Origin of the sequence: Enterobacter sp. 22499, from assembly GCF_052044815.1 — a bacterium.
Classification (GTDB): Bacteria; Pseudomonadota; Gammaproteobacteria; order Enterobacterales; family Enterobacteriaceae; genus Enterobacter; species Enterobacter bugandensis.
Genome location: NZ_JBQENR010000001.1, coordinates 1,086,264 through 1,101,587, shown reverse-complemented (window position 1 = coordinate 1,101,587; position 15,324 = coordinate 1,086,264). Strand labels below are relative to the sequence as shown.

Here is a 15,324-nt window from a genome sequence, read left to right as displayed (position 1 = left end):
CGTTACGGAATTTTCCGTAAAGTGCGGTAGTCTGATTAAGCAGAGAAAAATCCTTCAGGAGAGAAGCCATGAAGTGGCAACAACGTGTTCGTGTCGCAACGGGTTTGAGTTGCTGGCAGATAATGTTGCATTTACTGGTCGTGGCCGTACTGGTGATGGGCTTGATGAGCGGCACGCTGGTGCGTGTTGGCTTAGGGCTATGCGTCCTCTATGGCGTCACCGTGCTGTCGATGCTGTTCTTACAGCGCCACCATGACGCGCGCTGGCGCGAGGTGGGTGATGTGCTCGAAGAGCTCACCACCACCTGGTACTTTGGTGCCGCGATGATCGTGCTGTGGCTGCTGTCACGCGTGCTGCAAAACAACCTGCTGCTGGCCCTGGCGGGTCTGGCAATCCTTGCAGGGCCAGCGGTAGTGTCGCTGCTCACTAAAGAGAAAAAGCTACGCAATGTTGCGTCTAAACATCGCATAGGCCACTGACCCCGTCGTGGCCGCTATGACCAGTAGCGGCCACAAACTTCCCCAGACAATGTCCAGACTCGCATCCTTCAGATAGATCTGCTTGGTGATATCCGTAAAGTGTCGAATCGGGTTTATCCACGTTAAATCCTGCAGCCACACCGGCATGTTCTCGACGGGCGAAACGTACCCGGAGAGCAGAATCGCCGGCATCATAAAGACGAATACCCCGATAAACGCCTGCTGCTGCGTGGAGCAGAGCGCTGAAATCAGCAGCCCAAACCCCACCAGCGACAGCCCGTAAATCACCATCGTGAAGTAAAACAACGCCAGCGATCCGGCGAACGGGATCTCGTAGGCCCAAATTCCCACTCCCAGCACGATGGTGGCCTGGAAGGTAGCGACGATCAGCGCCGGCACCGCTTTGCCGACGAAAATCTGCCAGGTGGCGAGCGGGGAAACCAGCAGCTGATCCAGCGTGCCCTGTTCGCGCTCGCGGGCCACGGACAGGGAGGTCACGATCATCACCCCGATGGTAGTGATCATGGCGATCAGCGACGGCACCACAAACCACTTGTAGTCCAGATTCGGGTTGTACCAGTTGCGCACCACCAGTTCGCTGTTATTGGGCTTCGGTTTGCCCTCCATCAGCTCCTGCTGATACTCCTTCACTATCTGCTGCAGGTAGTTGGCCGCTATCTGGGCGCTGTTGGAGTTGCGCCCGTCGAGGATCAGCTGCATCGGCGCGGTCTGGAAGGTATCCAGATTGCGGGAGAAATCCGCCGGGAAACGCACCAGCAGCAGCGCTTTTTGCGTGTCGATAGTGGGCTGGATCTCCTGCGGGGTTTTCAGCAGCAGGATGTGGGTAAAGGCCTTCGCCCGGGCAAAACGCTGCGTCAGCTCGACGGCGTGTTTGCCGTTGTCTTCATTATAAATGGCAATGGTGGCGTTAGTTACCTCAAGGGTGGCGGCAAACGGGAACAATAAAACCTGAAGCAGCACCGGCAGCACCAGAATGGCGCGGGTTTGCGGCTCGCGCAGCAGGGACTGCAGCTCTTTGCGGATCAATGTCCATAAGCGGTGAAACATGTGCGCTCCTTAATCCAGTCGCCGTTTGGTTTTCAGCCACGTCAACCCGATAAACATCACCGCCGACGCCAGCAAAAACAGGGTATTGATAATCAGCACCACCGGAATATTCCCCGCCAGGAACAGGCTCTGCAGCGTGCTCACGAAGTAGCGTGCCGGAATGATGTAGGTCACAGCGCGGATCACCGCCGGCATGCTGTCTATCTGGAAGATAAACCCGGAGAGCATAATCGATGGCAGGAAGGCGGCGTTGAGCGCTACCTGGGCGGCGTTAAACTGGTTGCGGGTGATGGTGGAGATGAGCAGCCCCATCCCCAGCGTGCTCAGTAAAAACAGGCTGGTGATAAAGAACAGTACCACCAGCGAGCCGCGGTAAGGCACGCCAAGAATAAAGACCGCGACCAGCATGCAGAGCAGCATCGCCAGCATGCCGAGGAAGTAGTAGGGGATGAGCTTGCACAGCAGCAGCTCAACCCGCGTCACCTCGGTGGAGAGCAGCGCCTCCATAGTGCCGCGCTCCCACTCGCGGGCGATGACCAGCGAGGTGAGGATCGCGCCAATCACCGTCATAATGATGGTCACCGCCCCCGGAATAATAAAGTGCTGGCTGATGGCGGCGGGGTTAAACCAGTAGCGCGTCTGCACATCGATGAGCGGTTCAAACGTCTCACCCCGATCTTCGGCGCGCTGCATCTGCCAGAGCTGCCAGATCCCCTCCGCATAGCCCTGCACGAAGTTGGCGGTGTTCGGCTCGCTGCCGTCGGTAATCACCTGAATCGGCGCATCGGCGCCCGGGCGCGCCATGTTGGCGGCGAAATCCACCGGGATGACGATCAGGCCGCGAATTTTCCCGGCCTGCATTTTCTGAATCAGTTCCTGCCGGTTGTCGCTGACGGTGGCGTCAATGTAGGGTGAGCCGGTCATGGTGTGGGTGAAGTCCAGCGCCTCTTCGCTCTGCTGCTCCAGCAAAATCCCGACCCGCAGCTTGCTGGAATCCAGGTTAATGCCGTAGCCAAAGATAAACAGCAGCAGCAGGGGGATCACCACCGCAATCAGCCAGCTGCTGGGATCGCGCACGATCTGCCGCGTCTCTTTGATGCAAAGGGCGCGCACCCGGCGCCAGGAAAGGGCGTTACTGCGCATGAGCATTCTCCTTATCCCAGTCGTGGATGAGGGTGATAAACGCCTGCTCCATGGTCGGGTCTGGCTGTGCGTCGTCGGCGGCCTGCGCTTTCAGGTCGTCCGGCGTGCCGTGGGCAATCAGCTTGCCGCGATAGACCAGCCCGATGCGGTCGCAGTACTCCGCCTCATCCATAAAGTGGGTGGTGACCATCACGGTCACGCCTTTTTCCACCATGCTGTTGATGTGCAGCCAGAACTCGCGGCGGGTGAGGGGATCGACGCCTGACGTAGGTTCATCAAGAAACAGGATATCCGGCTCGTGCATCAACGAGCAGGCCAGCGCCAGACGCTGCTTAAAGCCGAGCGGCAGCTCGTCGGTGGCGTGGGACGCAATATTCGTTAACCCGAAGGCGTCGCTCATGCGGCGGATTTTTTCATTCTGCGCCCGCCCGCGCAGGCCGTACACCCCAGAGAAAAAGCGCAGATTCTGCTCGACCGTCAGGTTGCCGTACAGCGAGAACTTCTGCGCCATATAGCCGAGATGCTGGCGCGCTTTGCCGGAACTGACCTTGAGATCCATATCAAGCACCAGCGCCTTGCCGGACGTCGGGACCAGCAGGCCGCACATCATCTTAAAGGTGGTGGATTTTCCCGCCCCGTTCGGCCCGAGCAGGCCGAAAATCTCGCCGCGCTTCACGGCAAAATTGACGTTATCGGTGGCGGCGAAATCCCCGAATTTTTTGGTGAGCGATTTGGCTTCGATCACCGTTTCGCCCGGCGTGCCTTCCACCGTGTGCAGGATCGCGCCAAGGGGCGATTCCGATGTGCCTGCACCGCCCAGCAGATCGATAAACGCATCTTCAAAGCGCGGGGCGGTCTCGTCCATTTCAATCTCAGGCATGCCCGGCGCATGGCGAATATCGTCGACGGTGGCCTCTTTTTTGAGGATCACGCGCACCGAGCGGCCCTGAATCATGCCGTCGCTGATCTGCGGCAGCTTCAGCACCCGTTGCAGCAGCGTGCGGTTGGACTCCTGCGGACTATGCAGCAGAAAACTGCGCCCGGCCATGGTGTGCGTCAGCTCGGTGGGCTCGCCCTGATAGAGCAGTTCGCCTTCGTTCATCAGCAATACGTCGCGGCACTGCTCCGCTTCGTCGAGGTAGGAGGTGCTCCAGAGGATCAGCATCCCGTCGCCCGCCAGCTCGTGCACCATCTGCCACAGCTCGCGGCGGGAAATCGGGTCCACGCCGACGCCGGGCTCATCGAGCAACAGCACTTTTGGTTCGCCCACCAGCGTACAGGCCAGCCCCAGCTTCTGCTTCATCCCGCCGGAAAGCTTGCCCGCCAGCCGGTCGGTGAACGGGCCGAGGGAGGTAAATTCGAGCAGTCGGGCGAAAGTTTTCTGCCGGGTTTCACCGGTGACGCTGCGCAGGTCGGCGTACAGATTGAGGTTCTCCATCACCGTCAGATCTTCGTACAGGCCAAACTTCTGCGGCATATAGCCGAGCATGGCGTGGAGCGCGCCGTCGTCTTTTATCGGGTCAAGGCCCAGCACGCGGGCCGATCCTTCATCCGGCTTCAGCAACCCCGCCAGCATCCGCATCAGCGTGGTTTTGCCCGCGCCGTCCGGGCCGACCAGGCCGGTCACGTAGCCTTTCTGAATGGTGCAGTTCAGCGGCGCGACCGCCGGTTTATCCATTCCGGGGAAGCGTTTGACCAGATTATTGAGCTGGATAACCGCATCATTCATGTCGTTCCCCGTCGTTTAAGGTCACGGTAACAGGCATGCCCTGACGCAGCGCGTCGTCCGCGTCGGTGACGATGATGCGCAGGCGGTACACGAGGTCGGTACGCAGGTCCGGTGTTTCTACCGTTTTCGGCGTGAATTCGGCGGTAGGGGAGACAAAGCCCACTTTGCCGTGATACGGCTTGTCCGGGCGACCGTCGGTATAGAGCAGCAGCTCGCGGCCCGGCTGCATCTGGCCGAGATTCGGCTCATCAATATAGGCGCGCACCCACACCGGGCGGGTCAGGGAGAGGGTTAACACGGTACTGCCCGCGCTGAGCATGCTGCCAGGCTCTACCGCGCGGGTCATCAGCGTGCCGTCAGACGGGGCGGTTAAGATAGTGTCGTGCAGATCCAGCTCCGCCTGAGCCAGCTGCGCCTGCGCCTGTTCGAGGCTGGCCTTCGCCTGGGCGATGTCCTGCTCGCGGTTACCGGAGCGGTACTGGCTTAATTTATCTTGCGCGGATTTCAGCGTCGCCTGCGCCTGGTCGCGGGATGACCGCGCGTTTTCCAGATCGTTGGCGGAAATGGTGCGGCTTTTCCACAGCCCCTGCTGGCGGTTATAGAAGTTCTGCGCGTAGTCGTAGGCGGCTTTGGCCTGCTTAACGGCGGCAGCGGCCTGGGCAATCTCCTCATCGCGATAGCCCGCCAGCATCAGGTCATACTGCGCCTGGGCGACGGAGACGCCGGCTTTTGCCTGCATCAGCGCGTTCTCAAAGGGAGCTTTATCCAGCACGCCCAGCGTCTGCCCGGCTTTGATGGCGTCGCCTTCGTCAACGCTCAGCGAGGCGAGACGCCCGCCGACGCGGAAGCTCATATTCACGGTACGAATATCCACGTTACCGTACAGCGTCAGGCCCCGATCCTGCTGGCTCTGATACCACAGCCAGCCACCGATTCCCGCGGCAAGCAAAACAACAACCACCAGAACGATGGTGACAGGTTTTTTCATCACTTCAGGCTCCTTTGCGTTAAGCCTTGCAGGATCAGATCGAGATGACAGGTGATGACCTGGCTAATCTGCGCGGCTTTATCCTCATCGAATTGTGCCCAGCCCGTGCGTAACAGGATGGTTTCACGCCCCAGACGGAAGGCGAGAATTTCGCCCAGCAGGGCGTGGGTATGCAAAATGGTGTCGGTATCGCTGGCGTCCCGCCCGGTGTAGGCGGCAATCAGCCGGGTCAGATGGGTGTGCATCGGGGCAATCACCTGATCGTGTACCAGCTGATAAGCGGCAGTGGGGGAGAGCTGCTCGCGGGAGATAAATTTGCTCAGGTTGAGCGTATCGTCGTGCGTCAGCAGGCGGATCATATTGTGGCAGGCATTGAGAATAAGTTGCCTGATAGCGGTACGATCCGGCGTCGGCTGGCTCAGCAGCGCGGTGGCCTCCTCAACGTGCGGGCGAAAATTGTTGCCAATAAAATCGGCAATCCACTGGGCGCAGGCGAGGTATAAATCCTCTTTTGAGCCAAAATAGTAGGTAATGGCCGCGATGTTTTGTCCGGCCTGGGCGGCGATATCCCGCGTGGTGGCATGCAGGCCATACTCGCCAAACTGCGCCAGCGCGGCGGCGATAAGCTGGCTTTTGGCCTGTTCACCTTTGGTTGTCGTCGGTGTCGTATTCATGTCGGCATTAAAAATTAATCAATCGATTGATTAAAATTATACCTGAATCGCTAAATCGTCGAGGGATACGACAGGGATATTTTATGCGCCACGTCACAAAAGCTGCTACACTCCGCACCTTCGCGACATTGTGGTTTTTGTCCTTCTATTCGTGATATCTCCCTGAAAACTACACCTGTGATGGTCGGGGCGGTTCGGAGTTTTTATGTCTTTTGATTCCCTTGGCCTGAACCCGGAAATTCTGCGCGCGATCGCAGAGCAGGGCTACGTTGAGCCAACCCCTATCCAGCAGCAGGCTATTCCGGCCGTGCTTCTGGGCCGTGACCTGATGGCCAGCGCCCAGACCGGCACCGGTAAAACCGCGGGCTTTACCCTGCCGCTGTTAGAGCTGCTGGTAAAAAACCAGCCGCACGCCAAAGGCCGTCGTCCGGTGCGCGCGCTGATCCTCACCCCAACCCGCGAGCTGGCAGCCCAGATTGGCGAGAACGTGCGTGAGTACAGCCGCTATCTCAACATTCGCTCGCTGGTGGTTTTTGGTGGCGTGAGCATTAACCCGCAGATGATGAAGCTGCGCGGCGGCGTGGACGTGCTGGTGGCAACGCCGGGCCGTCTGCTGGATCTGGAACACCAGAACGCGGTGAAGCTCGACAGCATTGAAATTCTGGTGCTGGACGAAGCCGACCGCATGCTCGATATGGGCTTCATTCATGATATTCGTCGCGTGCTGGCGAAGCTGCCGCCGCGTCGCCAGAACCTGCTCTTCTCCGCGACCTTCTCCGATGAGATCAAGGCGCTGGCGGAAAAGCTGCTGCATAACCCGCTGGAAGTGGAAGTGGCGCGCCGCAACACCGCTTCCGAGCAGGTCACGCAGCATGTTCACTTTGTGGATAAAAAGCGCAAGCGGGAGCTGCTCTCCCAGATGATCGGTCAGGGCAACTGGCAGCAGGTGCTGGTCTTTACCCGCACCAAGCACGGCGCTAACCACCTGGCGGAACAGCTGAATAAAGACGGCATCCGCAGCGCGGCGATCCACGGTAACAAGAGCCAGGGCGCGCGTACCCGCGCGCTGGCGGACTTCAAGTCCGGCGACATCCGCGTGCTGGTGGCGACCGACATCGCTGCCCGTGGCCTCGATATTGAAGAGCTGCCGCACGTGGTGAACTACGAGCTGCCAAACGTCCCGGAAGATTACGTTCACCGTATCGGTCGTACCGGCCGTGCGGCAGCAACAGGTGAGGCGCTCTCTCTGGTCTGCGTGGACGAGCACAAGCTGCTGCGCGACATCGAACGCCTGCTGAAGAAAGAGATCCCGCGCATCGAAACCCCGGGCTATGAAGTGGACCCGTCCATCAAAGCCGAGCCGATTCAGAACGGTCGTCAGGGTGGTGGTCGCGGTCAGGGCGGCGGTGGTCGCGGCCAGCAGCCGCGTCGTGCTGAAGGTGGCGCGCCGAAGTCATCCGGCAAACCGCCGCGTCGTAATAACGACGGCAAGCCGGCCGGTGAAAGCCCGTGGCGCAGCGGCGAAGGGAAACCGGCAGGCGAGGGGCAGCGCCGACGCCGCCCGCGCAAGCCTGCTAACCCGCAGTAATCTGGAAGCCCGGTCGTAAAGCCGGGCTTTTCTTTTTGCGACGGCGAAGAGAAAGTGCCACAATAGTGGCTGTTTATACAGTATTTCAGGTTTTCCAATGGCTTTAACCGCGGCGCTGAAAGCGCAAATAGGCGCCTGGTATAAGGCGCTTCAGCAGCAGATCCCCGACTTTATCCCCCGAGCGCCGCAGCGGCAGATGATTGCCGACGTGGCAAAAACGCTCGCCGGGGACGACGGGCGACATCTGGCGATTGAAGCCCCGACCGGCGTCGGGAAAACCCTGTCGTATCTCATTCCCGGCATCGCTATTGCGCGGGAAGAGGACAAAACGCTGGTGGTCAGCACTGCGAACGTGGCCTTGCAGGACCAGATCTTCAGCAAAGATTTGCCCCTGCTGCGCAAAATCATCCCCGATCTCCGCTTCACCGCCGCTTTTGGGCGCGGGCGCTACGTCTGTCCGCGTAACCTGGCGGCGCTGGCCAGCAGCGAGCCTTCGCAGCAGGATCTGCTCGCCTTTCTGGATGACGAGCTGACGCCAAACAACAAAGCCGAGCAGGAGCAGTGCGCAAAGCTGAAAGCCGAGCTCGACGGCTATAAGTGGGACGGCCTGCGGGATCACACCAGCCTGGCGATTAGCGACGACCTGTGGCGCAGGCTCAGTACCGATAAAGCAAGCTGCCTGAACCGCAACTGTCACTACTATCGGGAATGCCCGTTCTTCGTCGCCCGGCGCGAGATCCAGGAGGCGGAGGTGGTTGTCGCCAACCACGCGCTGGTGATGGCGGCGCTGGAGAGCGAAGCGGTGCTGCCGGAGCCGAAAAACCTGTTGCTGGTGCTCGACGAAGGCCACCACCTGCCTGACGTGGCGCGGGACGCGCTGGAGATGAGCGCGGAAATCACCGCTCCGTGGTTCCGACTTCAGCTGGATCTGTTCTGCAAACTGGTGGCGACCTGCATGGAGCAGTTTCGCCCGAAAACCACGCCGCCGCTGGCGGTACCCGAGCGTCTGAGCGACCACTGCGAAGAGGTTTACAGCCTTATCTCGTCTCTGAACAACATCCTCAATCTTTATCTTCCGGCAGCCCAGGAGGCAGAACACCGCTTCGCGATGGGCGAGTTGCCGGAAGAGGTGATGGAGATCTGCCAGCAGCTGGCGAAGCATCTCGAAAAGCTGCGCGGGCTGGCGGAGATGTTCCTGAACGACCTCAGCGAGAAAACTGGCTCGCACGACGTGGTGCGGCTGCACCGCATCCTGCTGCAAATGAACCGCGCGCTGGGGATGTTTGAGGCGCAGAGCAAGCTCTGGCGGCTGGCCTCGATGGCGCAGGCGTCGGGCGCGCCGGTCACCAAATGGGCCACCCGGGAAGTGCGGGACGGGCAGGTGCACCTCTTTTTCCACTGCGTGGGCATCCGCGTGGCCGATCAGTTGGAAAAGCTTATCTGGCGCAGCGTGCCGCACGTGGTCGTTACCTCTGCGACGCTGCGCTCTCTGAACAGCTTTTCACGGTTGCAGGAGATGAGCGGCCTGAAGGAGAAAGCGGGCGATCGTTTTGTGGCGCTGGACTCGCCGTTCAACCACTGCGAGCAGGGCAAGCTGGTCATTCCACGCATGAAATACGAGCCGCTTATCGACAACGAAGAGCAGCACATTGCGGAGATGGCGGCCTACTTCCGCGAGCAGGTCGAAAGTAAAAAATATCCCGGCATGCTGGTGCTGTTTGCCAGCGGGCGGGCGATGCAGCGCTTCCTGGAGCACGTCACCGACCTGCGTTTACTCCTGCTGGTGCAGGGCGACCAGCCCCGTTACCGGCTGGTGGAAACGCACCGCAAACGTATTGATAACGGCGAGCGCAGCGTGCTGGTGGGGCTACAGTCCTTTGCCGAAGGGCTGGATTTGAAGGGGGATTACCTGACGCAGGTGCATATCCATAAGATCGCCTTTCCGCCTATCGACAGCCCGGTGGTGATCACCGAGGGCGAGTGGCTGAAAAGCCTCAACCGCTATCCGTTTGAGGTGCAGAGCCTGCCTGCGGCGTCGTTTAACCTGATTCAGCAGGTGGGGCGTCTTATTCGTAGCCACGGCTGCTGGGGTGAGGTAGTGATTTACGACAAGCGTTTGCTCACCAAAAACTACGGTCAGCGGCTGCTGAACGCGCTGCCGGTCTTCCCGATTGAGCAGCCGGAGGTGCCTGATGTAAAAAAACGCCCGGCAAAACTGGCCGCCGGGCGCAGGAAAAGCATCCGTGCTAAGGGGCGCGGTCCTACTGGTAAGTAAAGGTCACCTGAATCACGCTGCTGAACGTGCCTGCGGAGACGGGCATAGACGTGGCGTAATAGCGGGCGGAGAGCGGAAACGTGGCCGTGTGGTCAGCCGGGTTAATCGGCACGTTAAACGCCGCCTGCGGGGCGATCAGGATCTTGTCCTGTCGGTCGGCCAGCTCCAGCGCCAGCCCCTTCGCGCTGCCGGTGTTGGCGAATTTGGTCGGGTGCACGCTGTCTGCCTGGCCGTAGAAATAGGCCGTGGCAAGCGCCAGCGTGGCGGGACAGTGCGATACCGAGAGCGAAAAATCTTTCCATTCGCCGGTATCCCCTACATCTTTAAAATTACCTGATACTGCCTGGCCTAAATCTACCGTCAGGTTGCGGCTGGCGCTGTCAATGACGCAGGTGTTGGCGTAAATATTCCCCGTCATCTGGATCTGAATATCATCGGCGTGGGCCTGGGCTATCAGGCCCAGCGCCAGCATCAAAGCTGTTTTTTTCATGATTGTCACTTATAAGCGAGGGTAACGGTGGCGACGGTGTTGGCAGGGCCTGGCGTCACGACGTTGCTGGTTTGTTCGTAGCGAACCTCAAACGGGATCGCCAGCGTCTGGTTGGCGATTGCCTGGCTTTGGGTGTTCACGTAGGTGTCAAAGGTGGCGAGTTGGTTATCAACCAGCATTCTGACCCCGACGCCGGTTGCCATGCCGGGCTGCCGGGTGAGTTTGATCACCCCTGCTGACCCCGGTTCATAACCATTTGAACTGGTGACCTTCACTTCAGGCTGCACGTTGCTGTTGCAGTTCACCGTCACGTCAAAGTTTTGCGCCGGGCTGGATAACATCCCCACGCTAATAAAATCGCTGACCGGGAAGTCGCCCAGATTAATGGTCAGGTTTTTTGGGGAAACGGAGCAGGTGACGTTCTGGAAGTTAACGTTTCCTGCGTAGGAGATAACATTGGGTGAACCAATGCCGTCGTTGCCATATACGCCAATACCGAACTCTGTTTGCGCCTGAAGCAGCGTGCCGGACTGTACTGCATCACTGGTTTTAACCAGCTCAAGCGTGACGTTAAAGTCAAAGGACTGATATCCATCGGTCGAGACATAGCCGATGGGCGTACTGCGGGAATCGCAGGCGACCTTTCCCCCGCCTGAAATGCGCTGGCCCTGGTCGTTCCTTAAGGCAATGCCGACTCCAGGCACGCCTGTGTCATAAACGCCGGTCAACCCGGGTATCTCCGAACCGCTTCCGTAATAGCAGGAGATGATTTCCATCCCGCTTTCGTAAGGATGGTTGCAGTTACCCGCGACGTGTACAGTCTGCTCCGTACCGGGAATGGTCGCGCCTACTGCCAGCGTCGTCGGGACCGAAATGGTGGCAACGTTGATCATTTTCGGCATATCGGGCGTAGTGCAGTCAGCCTTCGCATGCGGCATAAATAATGCCGCGGTGCCCAGAATCAGTAAGAAAAAGCATTGTTTTATCATTTGCATAGTCGTTAGCCTGAACGGTGAATCAATGACACTGCGCGGCAGCGTTAATGATGCTGGTTTTCTCTTTCTCATCCGTTAGCGCATAGTCTGCGATGCAGTGCTCGCTAGCGTCCTGTCCCCAGGAAACGGCGAGATGCCCCTGCTGCGGCAGACCCGAAAGATAGGTCTGGCCGTCATTACCCACAATAAACTCGCTGTCCTTATCCTCTGTAGTGACCGTCGCGCCGAACGGCAGCGGTTTGCCGTTGTGCGTCAGCGTCATCAGCACGCGGTTGCCCACGCGGGTGTTAAAGCTGGCGCGCACCACGGCCCCGCGAGTTGGGGTGACGACCTGCGCGGCGTGGGTGACGTCGGCATTGTCCGGCAGCGTTTCGGTATCCAGCGCAATGGTGTTGTGGCGATACGCGGTCACATACGGGACAACGGTGTAGCCGCGGAAGTCGGTTTCAACGCCGGTCTGGTTAGTGATGTGCGTCCCGTGCGTGCCCGGCGCTTTCACCAGCGCGATGGTCTCACCGAGCGGCTGGCTCAGGGTGATGCCGTTCGCATGGGCAACCACGCCGCCCTGCAGGCCGACGTTCACGGTCTGCTGATATTTGTCCTGGCTGACGCCGCCGCTGAGTTCGCCGTACGTTGCTTTGTAATCGGCGTTGAGGCTGGTGGAGTTGCCGCTGCCGGTACTGCTCACCCCCTCCTGAATATTCCAGTTGAGGTTATCTTCTTTCAGCGCCGTACCGTTCAGACCGATATTCTGCGTGGTGCCATCTTTGGTGTTGTTCAGGTTGTAGGTGGCCCAGGTGTTATGCATCCAGTGGTCCAGCGGCACCGAGACGCTCAGCGCGAACTGGTTGTCGTTCGTCACCTCATTGCCGTCTTCGTCGCTGTCGCGGGTGTTTTTGTTCATGCTGTAGCTGAGGCTGTAGCTCACGCCGTGCCAGCTGTTGTTGTAGCTGACGCTCACCGATGTCATGTCCTGGCTCTGGGTCCAGTAGGTCTCTTTCACCAGGCTCAGGGTTACGGAACCCCAGCCTTCCGGCAGCGTCTGGTCGACGGTGGCTTCGGTACGGGCGCGGCGCTGCTGCGGTTCAGACCAGTCGTCAGAGCGGGTATACGACTCCATGGTGTCTTCCAGGGTGTAAAACCCTTTGCTGTTATAGCGGTAGCCGGCCAGCGAGAAGTTAGTGCCTGACTGGGCGATATCTTTGCTGTAGCGCACGCGCCACGACTGGCCTTTGCTGGCCTGCTGTTTTTTCAGCAGGGCTTTGGCGCGAGTGACGTCAATGGAGAAGGCGCCTAAATCGCCCATGTTTTTCCCGACGCCCACCGCCTGAGACTGATAATGGCTGCTCTGCTGAACGCCGCCGTAGGCGGTGATACCGTAGGGTAAACCGTAGATGGCGCTGCCCTGGGCAAACGGGGTCTTTTCGACATCGTTGTCATAGGAACGATAACGCCCGGCGGTCACGCTGTAGCGCAGGTTTTTTTCACGCTGCAAGACCGGCACGGAGGCAAACGGCACGACAAAATGGCTTTCGCTGCCGTCGGTCTCTTTCACGGTAACCTGCAGGTCGCCGCTGCTGCCGGTGGGGTAGAGATCGTTAATTTCGAAGGCGCCCGGCGCGACCGTGTTCTGATAAATGACGTAGCCGTTCTGGCGAACCACCACCAGCGCGTTGCTGTGGGCCGTGCCGCGGATAATCGGCGCGTAGCCTTTCTCGCTGTCCGGCAGCATGTCGCTGTCGGATTTCAGCTCCACCCCGGTGTAGGGAACGCTGTCAAACACGTCGGCAGGGGATGAGCTCTGGCCGACGGTGATGTCGCTTTTCATTGCCACGATATCGCGTTGCGCATAGGTATAAACGGAGGTGAATTTCTGCTCCTCCTCATGGCCCGTGGTGCTGCGATTCCAGGTGGAATAGTTGCGAATGCGCCATGCGCCAACGTTCAGGCCTGGGCGCAGGTTTACGTACTGGCTGCTGTTATCCTGCTCACCGTGCTGTCGCGCGCGGCTGTGGCTGGCATTGGCGCTGTAATTAAGCAGGCCCGCAGTGATCCCTTCGTCAAACTCTTTCGGGTCAATGTAACCTCGAGGCACCTGGCCCAGCGCCGTTTGAGGGATGCTCATCAGCAGCTGCTGGTTGCGAACGCGAAAGGTGGCGGATGCAGCAGGAATGACATGTAAATCAGCACACTGGCCTTTGGCCATCAGCTGCGGAAATTTTTTGGTTTTGATGCCGAGGCTTTTTAATTCCTCAAGGCTAAAGCAAGGCTGCAGCGTGCTGTTGCCCTGCGAATCTTTCTGAAGCGTAAAGGTCACGTTGCGGGTATCAATTTTATTATTATTGATAAATACCGCGACCTCATATTTCCCCGGCGCCTGACCTGGCCCTTTTTCATAGATGGACAGATCGGTTTTACCCTGCTGGGGATTATCAATATCCAGCAGGGCAGGGTTAAAATAATCATCAGCCATAACCTGCTGCGCAAAGATCGCGATTGCCAGGCCACAGAGAATGACCAGCAATGAAGAAAATCGGCAGGTGAACGGCTTTTTATGGCTGTACATAATTATTTTATTACCGGGCAAAAGAATTAATGAACGGATTTCGACCAGGTATGGCTGATGCTGCCGTAGTCGGTAATAATGGAATATGTCACGTTCGCGCCCCCAACATTACCCGGTAAGGCAAAATGCGTTTCCGTTTTCGGAACAGCCCAGGTGGCTTTCGCGACTTTATGACCATTCAGCGTGACGGTCTGGAAATTCATATAAAACGGCGTGGGGTTATTCACCACGAGGTCGTTCCCTTCGCGGCGCCATTCAAGCTTATCCGCCACATCTTCTGGACGGCCTTTTACCGCAGACGGGCGATAGAGCAATTTAATGCGGGTATTGATAGCAATTTGCAGCGTATTCACCCCCTCAACGTGCTTTGAGGAAGGGATCGCTTTAATGTTCAACCAGTACAGGGATTCCCTGTCTTCCGGTAAATTTCCGCCCGTACGCACCACGCGCAGAACGTTATCTTCGTGCGCATCCAGACGGAAAAGCGGCGGGGTGATCAGGAACGGGGCTTTGGCCAGGTTTTTACCGCCGGAATCAACCCAGGACTGCACCAGATAATCCGTCGCATCTGGATTTGAAAGACCAAGAGAAGATTCCTTTTTATCTCCCTGATAGACCAGTCGGGTGCCGTTAATAATGACCCCAGCATGTGAAGCAGTTGCTACCAGTAAAAGCGTGCTCAGTAAATAACCGTGGCGCATAAAGATTTCTCAATGAATAAAGAAGATATTAATGCTCGCGAAAGCATTAATATCTCCGGATTGATAAGATCAGTTATAAATAACGGTGAAGGTTGAAACGGAGTTAGCAGGGCCTGCGGTAATTGCCGGGCCGGTTTGGATATAGCGTGCGCCGAACTCCAGAACGTTAACCGCCGTGCCGGAGGTTAACTGATACTGCTGAGACGGCGTATACAGGCTGACAGGCTGCTGCGAGGCATCCACCAGCTGAATCGCCACCCCTGTTGCCGCATCGGTATCTGGCGTTAAGGCAAGCGTCGAATTGTTATTCGCGTCCGGTGTTCCGCCAAAGTTAATGGCGGCGGAGGTGACCGTGTCAGGACAATTCGTTAACTGAATATCAAACTTCGTTAAGGTGCTGGTAGAGCCTGCACCGGTAAATACCGTTTTAGACACTTTGCCCAGCTGTACATTTAATGGATTACTTAATCCATTTACGACCTGACAAGCAGAATCGATAATTTCGCCGGTGAAGTTTATTTGCCCTTCACCGTTCGTTGCCGCAAACGTGGATGCAGAACATCCCACCGCTGCGGCGATGATTAAACCTAAAGCAATCTTGTTCATAGCAAATCCTGATATGTTTCGG

13 protein-coding genes are annotated in these 15,324 nt (G+C 58.2%); 3 read left to right on the top strand and 10 right to left on the bottom strand.

Translation table 11 applies throughout. The features are described 5' to 3' along the window. Positions 1-68: 68 nt before the first annotated feature. Entirely contained in the window at positions 69-479 is a 411-nt protein-coding gene (locus tag ACTJI7_RS05390) for a YbhQ family protein (protein ID WP_028012428.1), read from the top strand. Here ACTJI7_RS05390 and ACTJI7_RS05385 read toward each other — a convergent pair. From ACTJI7_RS05385 to cecR, 5 genes are read right to left on the bottom strand one after another with little or no spacing between them, the layout of a single operon-like run. Continuing rightward, positions 441-1,547 (bottom strand): ABC transporter permease, encoded by a 1,107-nt coding sequence (locus tag ACTJI7_RS05385; protein WP_348596852.1) that lies wholly within the window; start codon positions 1,545-1,547, stop codon positions 441-443. The two genes, ACTJI7_RS05390 and ACTJI7_RS05385, sit on opposite strands and share 39 nt — an antisense overlap. Before the next feature lie 9 nt (positions 1,548-1,556). Next, complete coding sequence (locus ACTJI7_RS05380) at positions 1,557-2,690, bottom strand: ABC transporter permease (protein ID WP_199886745.1); 1,134 nt, start codon at positions 2,688-2,690, stop codon at positions 1,557-1,559. Beyond that, the gene (locus ACTJI7_RS05375) at positions 2,680-4,419 is read right to left on the bottom strand and encodes an ATP-binding cassette domain-containing protein (protein WP_440669822.1); all 1,740 of its coding nucleotides are present in this window, start codon (positions 4,417-4,419) and stop codon (positions 2,680-2,682) included. The genes ACTJI7_RS05380 and ACTJI7_RS05375 overlap by 11 nt, the downstream gene beginning before the upstream one ends. Next, positions 4,412-5,407, bottom strand: a complete 996-nt coding sequence (gene hlyD / locus ACTJI7_RS05370; RefSeq protein ID WP_047368141.1) for a secretion protein HlyD — start codon at positions 5,405-5,407, stop codon at positions 4,412-4,414. Before hlyD ends, ACTJI7_RS05375 begins: the two co-directional genes overlap by 8 nt. Further along, positions 5,407-6,081, bottom strand: a complete 675-nt coding sequence (gene cecR, locus ACTJI7_RS05365; protein WP_028012433.1) for a transcriptional regulator CecR — start codon at positions 6,079-6,081, stop codon at positions 5,407-5,409. The genes hlyD and cecR overlap by 1 nt, the downstream gene beginning before the upstream one ends. A 205-nt stretch (positions 6,082-6,286) precedes the next feature. On the opposite strand from cecR, the gene rhlE reads away from it, so the two are divergent. Together rhlE and dinG are read left to right on the top strand one after the other, a co-directional pair. Further along, a complete protein-coding gene (gene rhlE, locus ACTJI7_RS05360) occupies positions 6,287-7,669 on the top strand; it encodes an ATP-dependent RNA helicase RhlE (RefSeq protein WP_440669819.1) in 1,383 nt (460 codons plus the stop codon). A gap of 97 nt (positions 7,670-7,766) precedes the next feature. Then, positions 7,767-9,944 carry an ATP-dependent DNA helicase DinG gene (gene dinG, locus ACTJI7_RS05355; protein ID WP_440669817.1) on the top strand — a complete coding sequence of 726 codons (2,178 nt, stop codon included), beginning with the start codon at positions 7,767-7,769 and terminating at the stop codon, positions 9,942-9,944. Here dinG and ACTJI7_RS05350 read toward each other — a convergent pair. From ACTJI7_RS05350 to ACTJI7_RS05330, 5 genes are all read right to left on the bottom strand, one after another. Next, positions 9,931-10,434 (bottom strand): fimbrial protein, encoded by a 504-nt coding sequence (locus tag ACTJI7_RS05350; RefSeq protein ID WP_047368144.1) that lies wholly within the window; start codon positions 10,432-10,434, stop codon positions 9,931-9,933. The genes dinG and ACTJI7_RS05350 overlap by 14 nt on opposite strands. 5 nt (positions 10,435-10,439) lie before the next feature. Continuing rightward, entirely contained in the window at positions 10,440-11,429 is a 990-nt protein-coding gene (locus tag ACTJI7_RS05345) for a fimbrial protein (protein ID WP_048960241.1), read from the bottom strand. A gap of 22 nt (positions 11,430-11,451) precedes the next feature. Then, positions 11,452-13,995: a fimbria/pilus outer membrane usher protein gene (locus ACTJI7_RS05340; RefSeq protein ID WP_157843450.1), complete on the bottom strand. Its 2,544-nt coding sequence runs from the start codon at positions 13,993-13,995 to the stop codon at positions 11,452-11,454. 26 nt (positions 13,996-14,021) lie between these two features. Then, positions 14,022-14,696 carry a fimbrial biogenesis chaperone gene (locus tag ACTJI7_RS05335; RefSeq protein ID WP_045259963.1) on the bottom strand — a complete coding sequence of 225 codons (675 nt, stop codon included), beginning with the start codon at positions 14,694-14,696 and terminating at the stop codon, positions 14,022-14,024. Positions 14,697-14,765: 69 nt separating this feature from the next. Then, positions 14,766-15,302: a fimbrial protein gene (locus ACTJI7_RS05330; RefSeq protein ID WP_440669814.1), complete on the bottom strand. Its 537-nt coding sequence runs from the start codon at positions 15,300-15,302 to the stop codon at positions 14,766-14,768. Positions 15,303-15,324: the final 22 nt, after the last annotated feature.

Coding starts and splice junctions, on each gene's coding strand:
- ACTJI7_RS05390 (WP_028012428.1), top strand. CDS start 69: ATGAAGTGGCAACAACGTGTTCGTGTCGCAACGGGTTTGAGTTGCTGG.
- ACTJI7_RS05385 (WP_348596852.1), bottom strand. CDS start 1,547: ATGTTTCACCGCTTATGGACATTGATCCGCAAAGAGCTGCAGTCCCTG.
- ACTJI7_RS05380 (WP_199886745.1), bottom strand. CDS start 2,690: ATGCGCAGTAACGCCCTTTCCTGGCGCCGGGTGCGCGCCCTTTGCATC.
- ACTJI7_RS05375 (WP_440669822.1), bottom strand. CDS start 4,419: ATGAATGATGCGGTTATCCAGCTCAATAATCTGGTCAAACGCTTCCCC.
- hlyD (WP_047368141.1), bottom strand. CDS start 5,407: ATGAAAAAACCTGTCACCATCGTTCTGGTGGTTGTTGTTTTGCTTGCC.
- cecR (WP_028012433.1), bottom strand. CDS start 6,081: ATGAATACGACACCGACGACAACCAAAGGTGAACAGGCCAAAAGCCAG.
- rhlE (WP_440669819.1), top strand. CDS start 6,287: ATGTCTTTTGATTCCCTTGGCCTGAACCCGGAAATTCTGCGCGCGATC.
- dinG (WP_440669817.1), top strand. CDS start 7,767: ATGGCTTTAACCGCGGCGCTGAAAGCGCAAATAGGCGCCTGGTATAAG.
- ACTJI7_RS05350 (WP_047368144.1), bottom strand. CDS start 10,434: ATGAAAAAAACAGCTTTGATGCTGGCGCTGGGCCTGATAGCCCAGGCC.
- ACTJI7_RS05345 (WP_048960241.1), bottom strand. CDS start 11,429: ATGCAAATGATAAAACAATGCTTTTTCTTACTGATTCTGGGCACCGCG.
- ACTJI7_RS05340 (WP_157843450.1), bottom strand. CDS start 13,995: ATGTACAGCCATAAAAAGCCGTTCACCTGCCGATTTTCTTCATTGCTG.
- ACTJI7_RS05335 (WP_045259963.1), bottom strand. CDS start 14,696: ATGCGCCACGGTTATTTACTGAGCACGCTTTTACTGGTAGCAACTGCT.
- ACTJI7_RS05330 (WP_440669814.1), bottom strand. CDS start 15,302: ATGAACAAGATTGCTTTAGGTTTAATCATCGCCGCAGCGGTGGGATGT.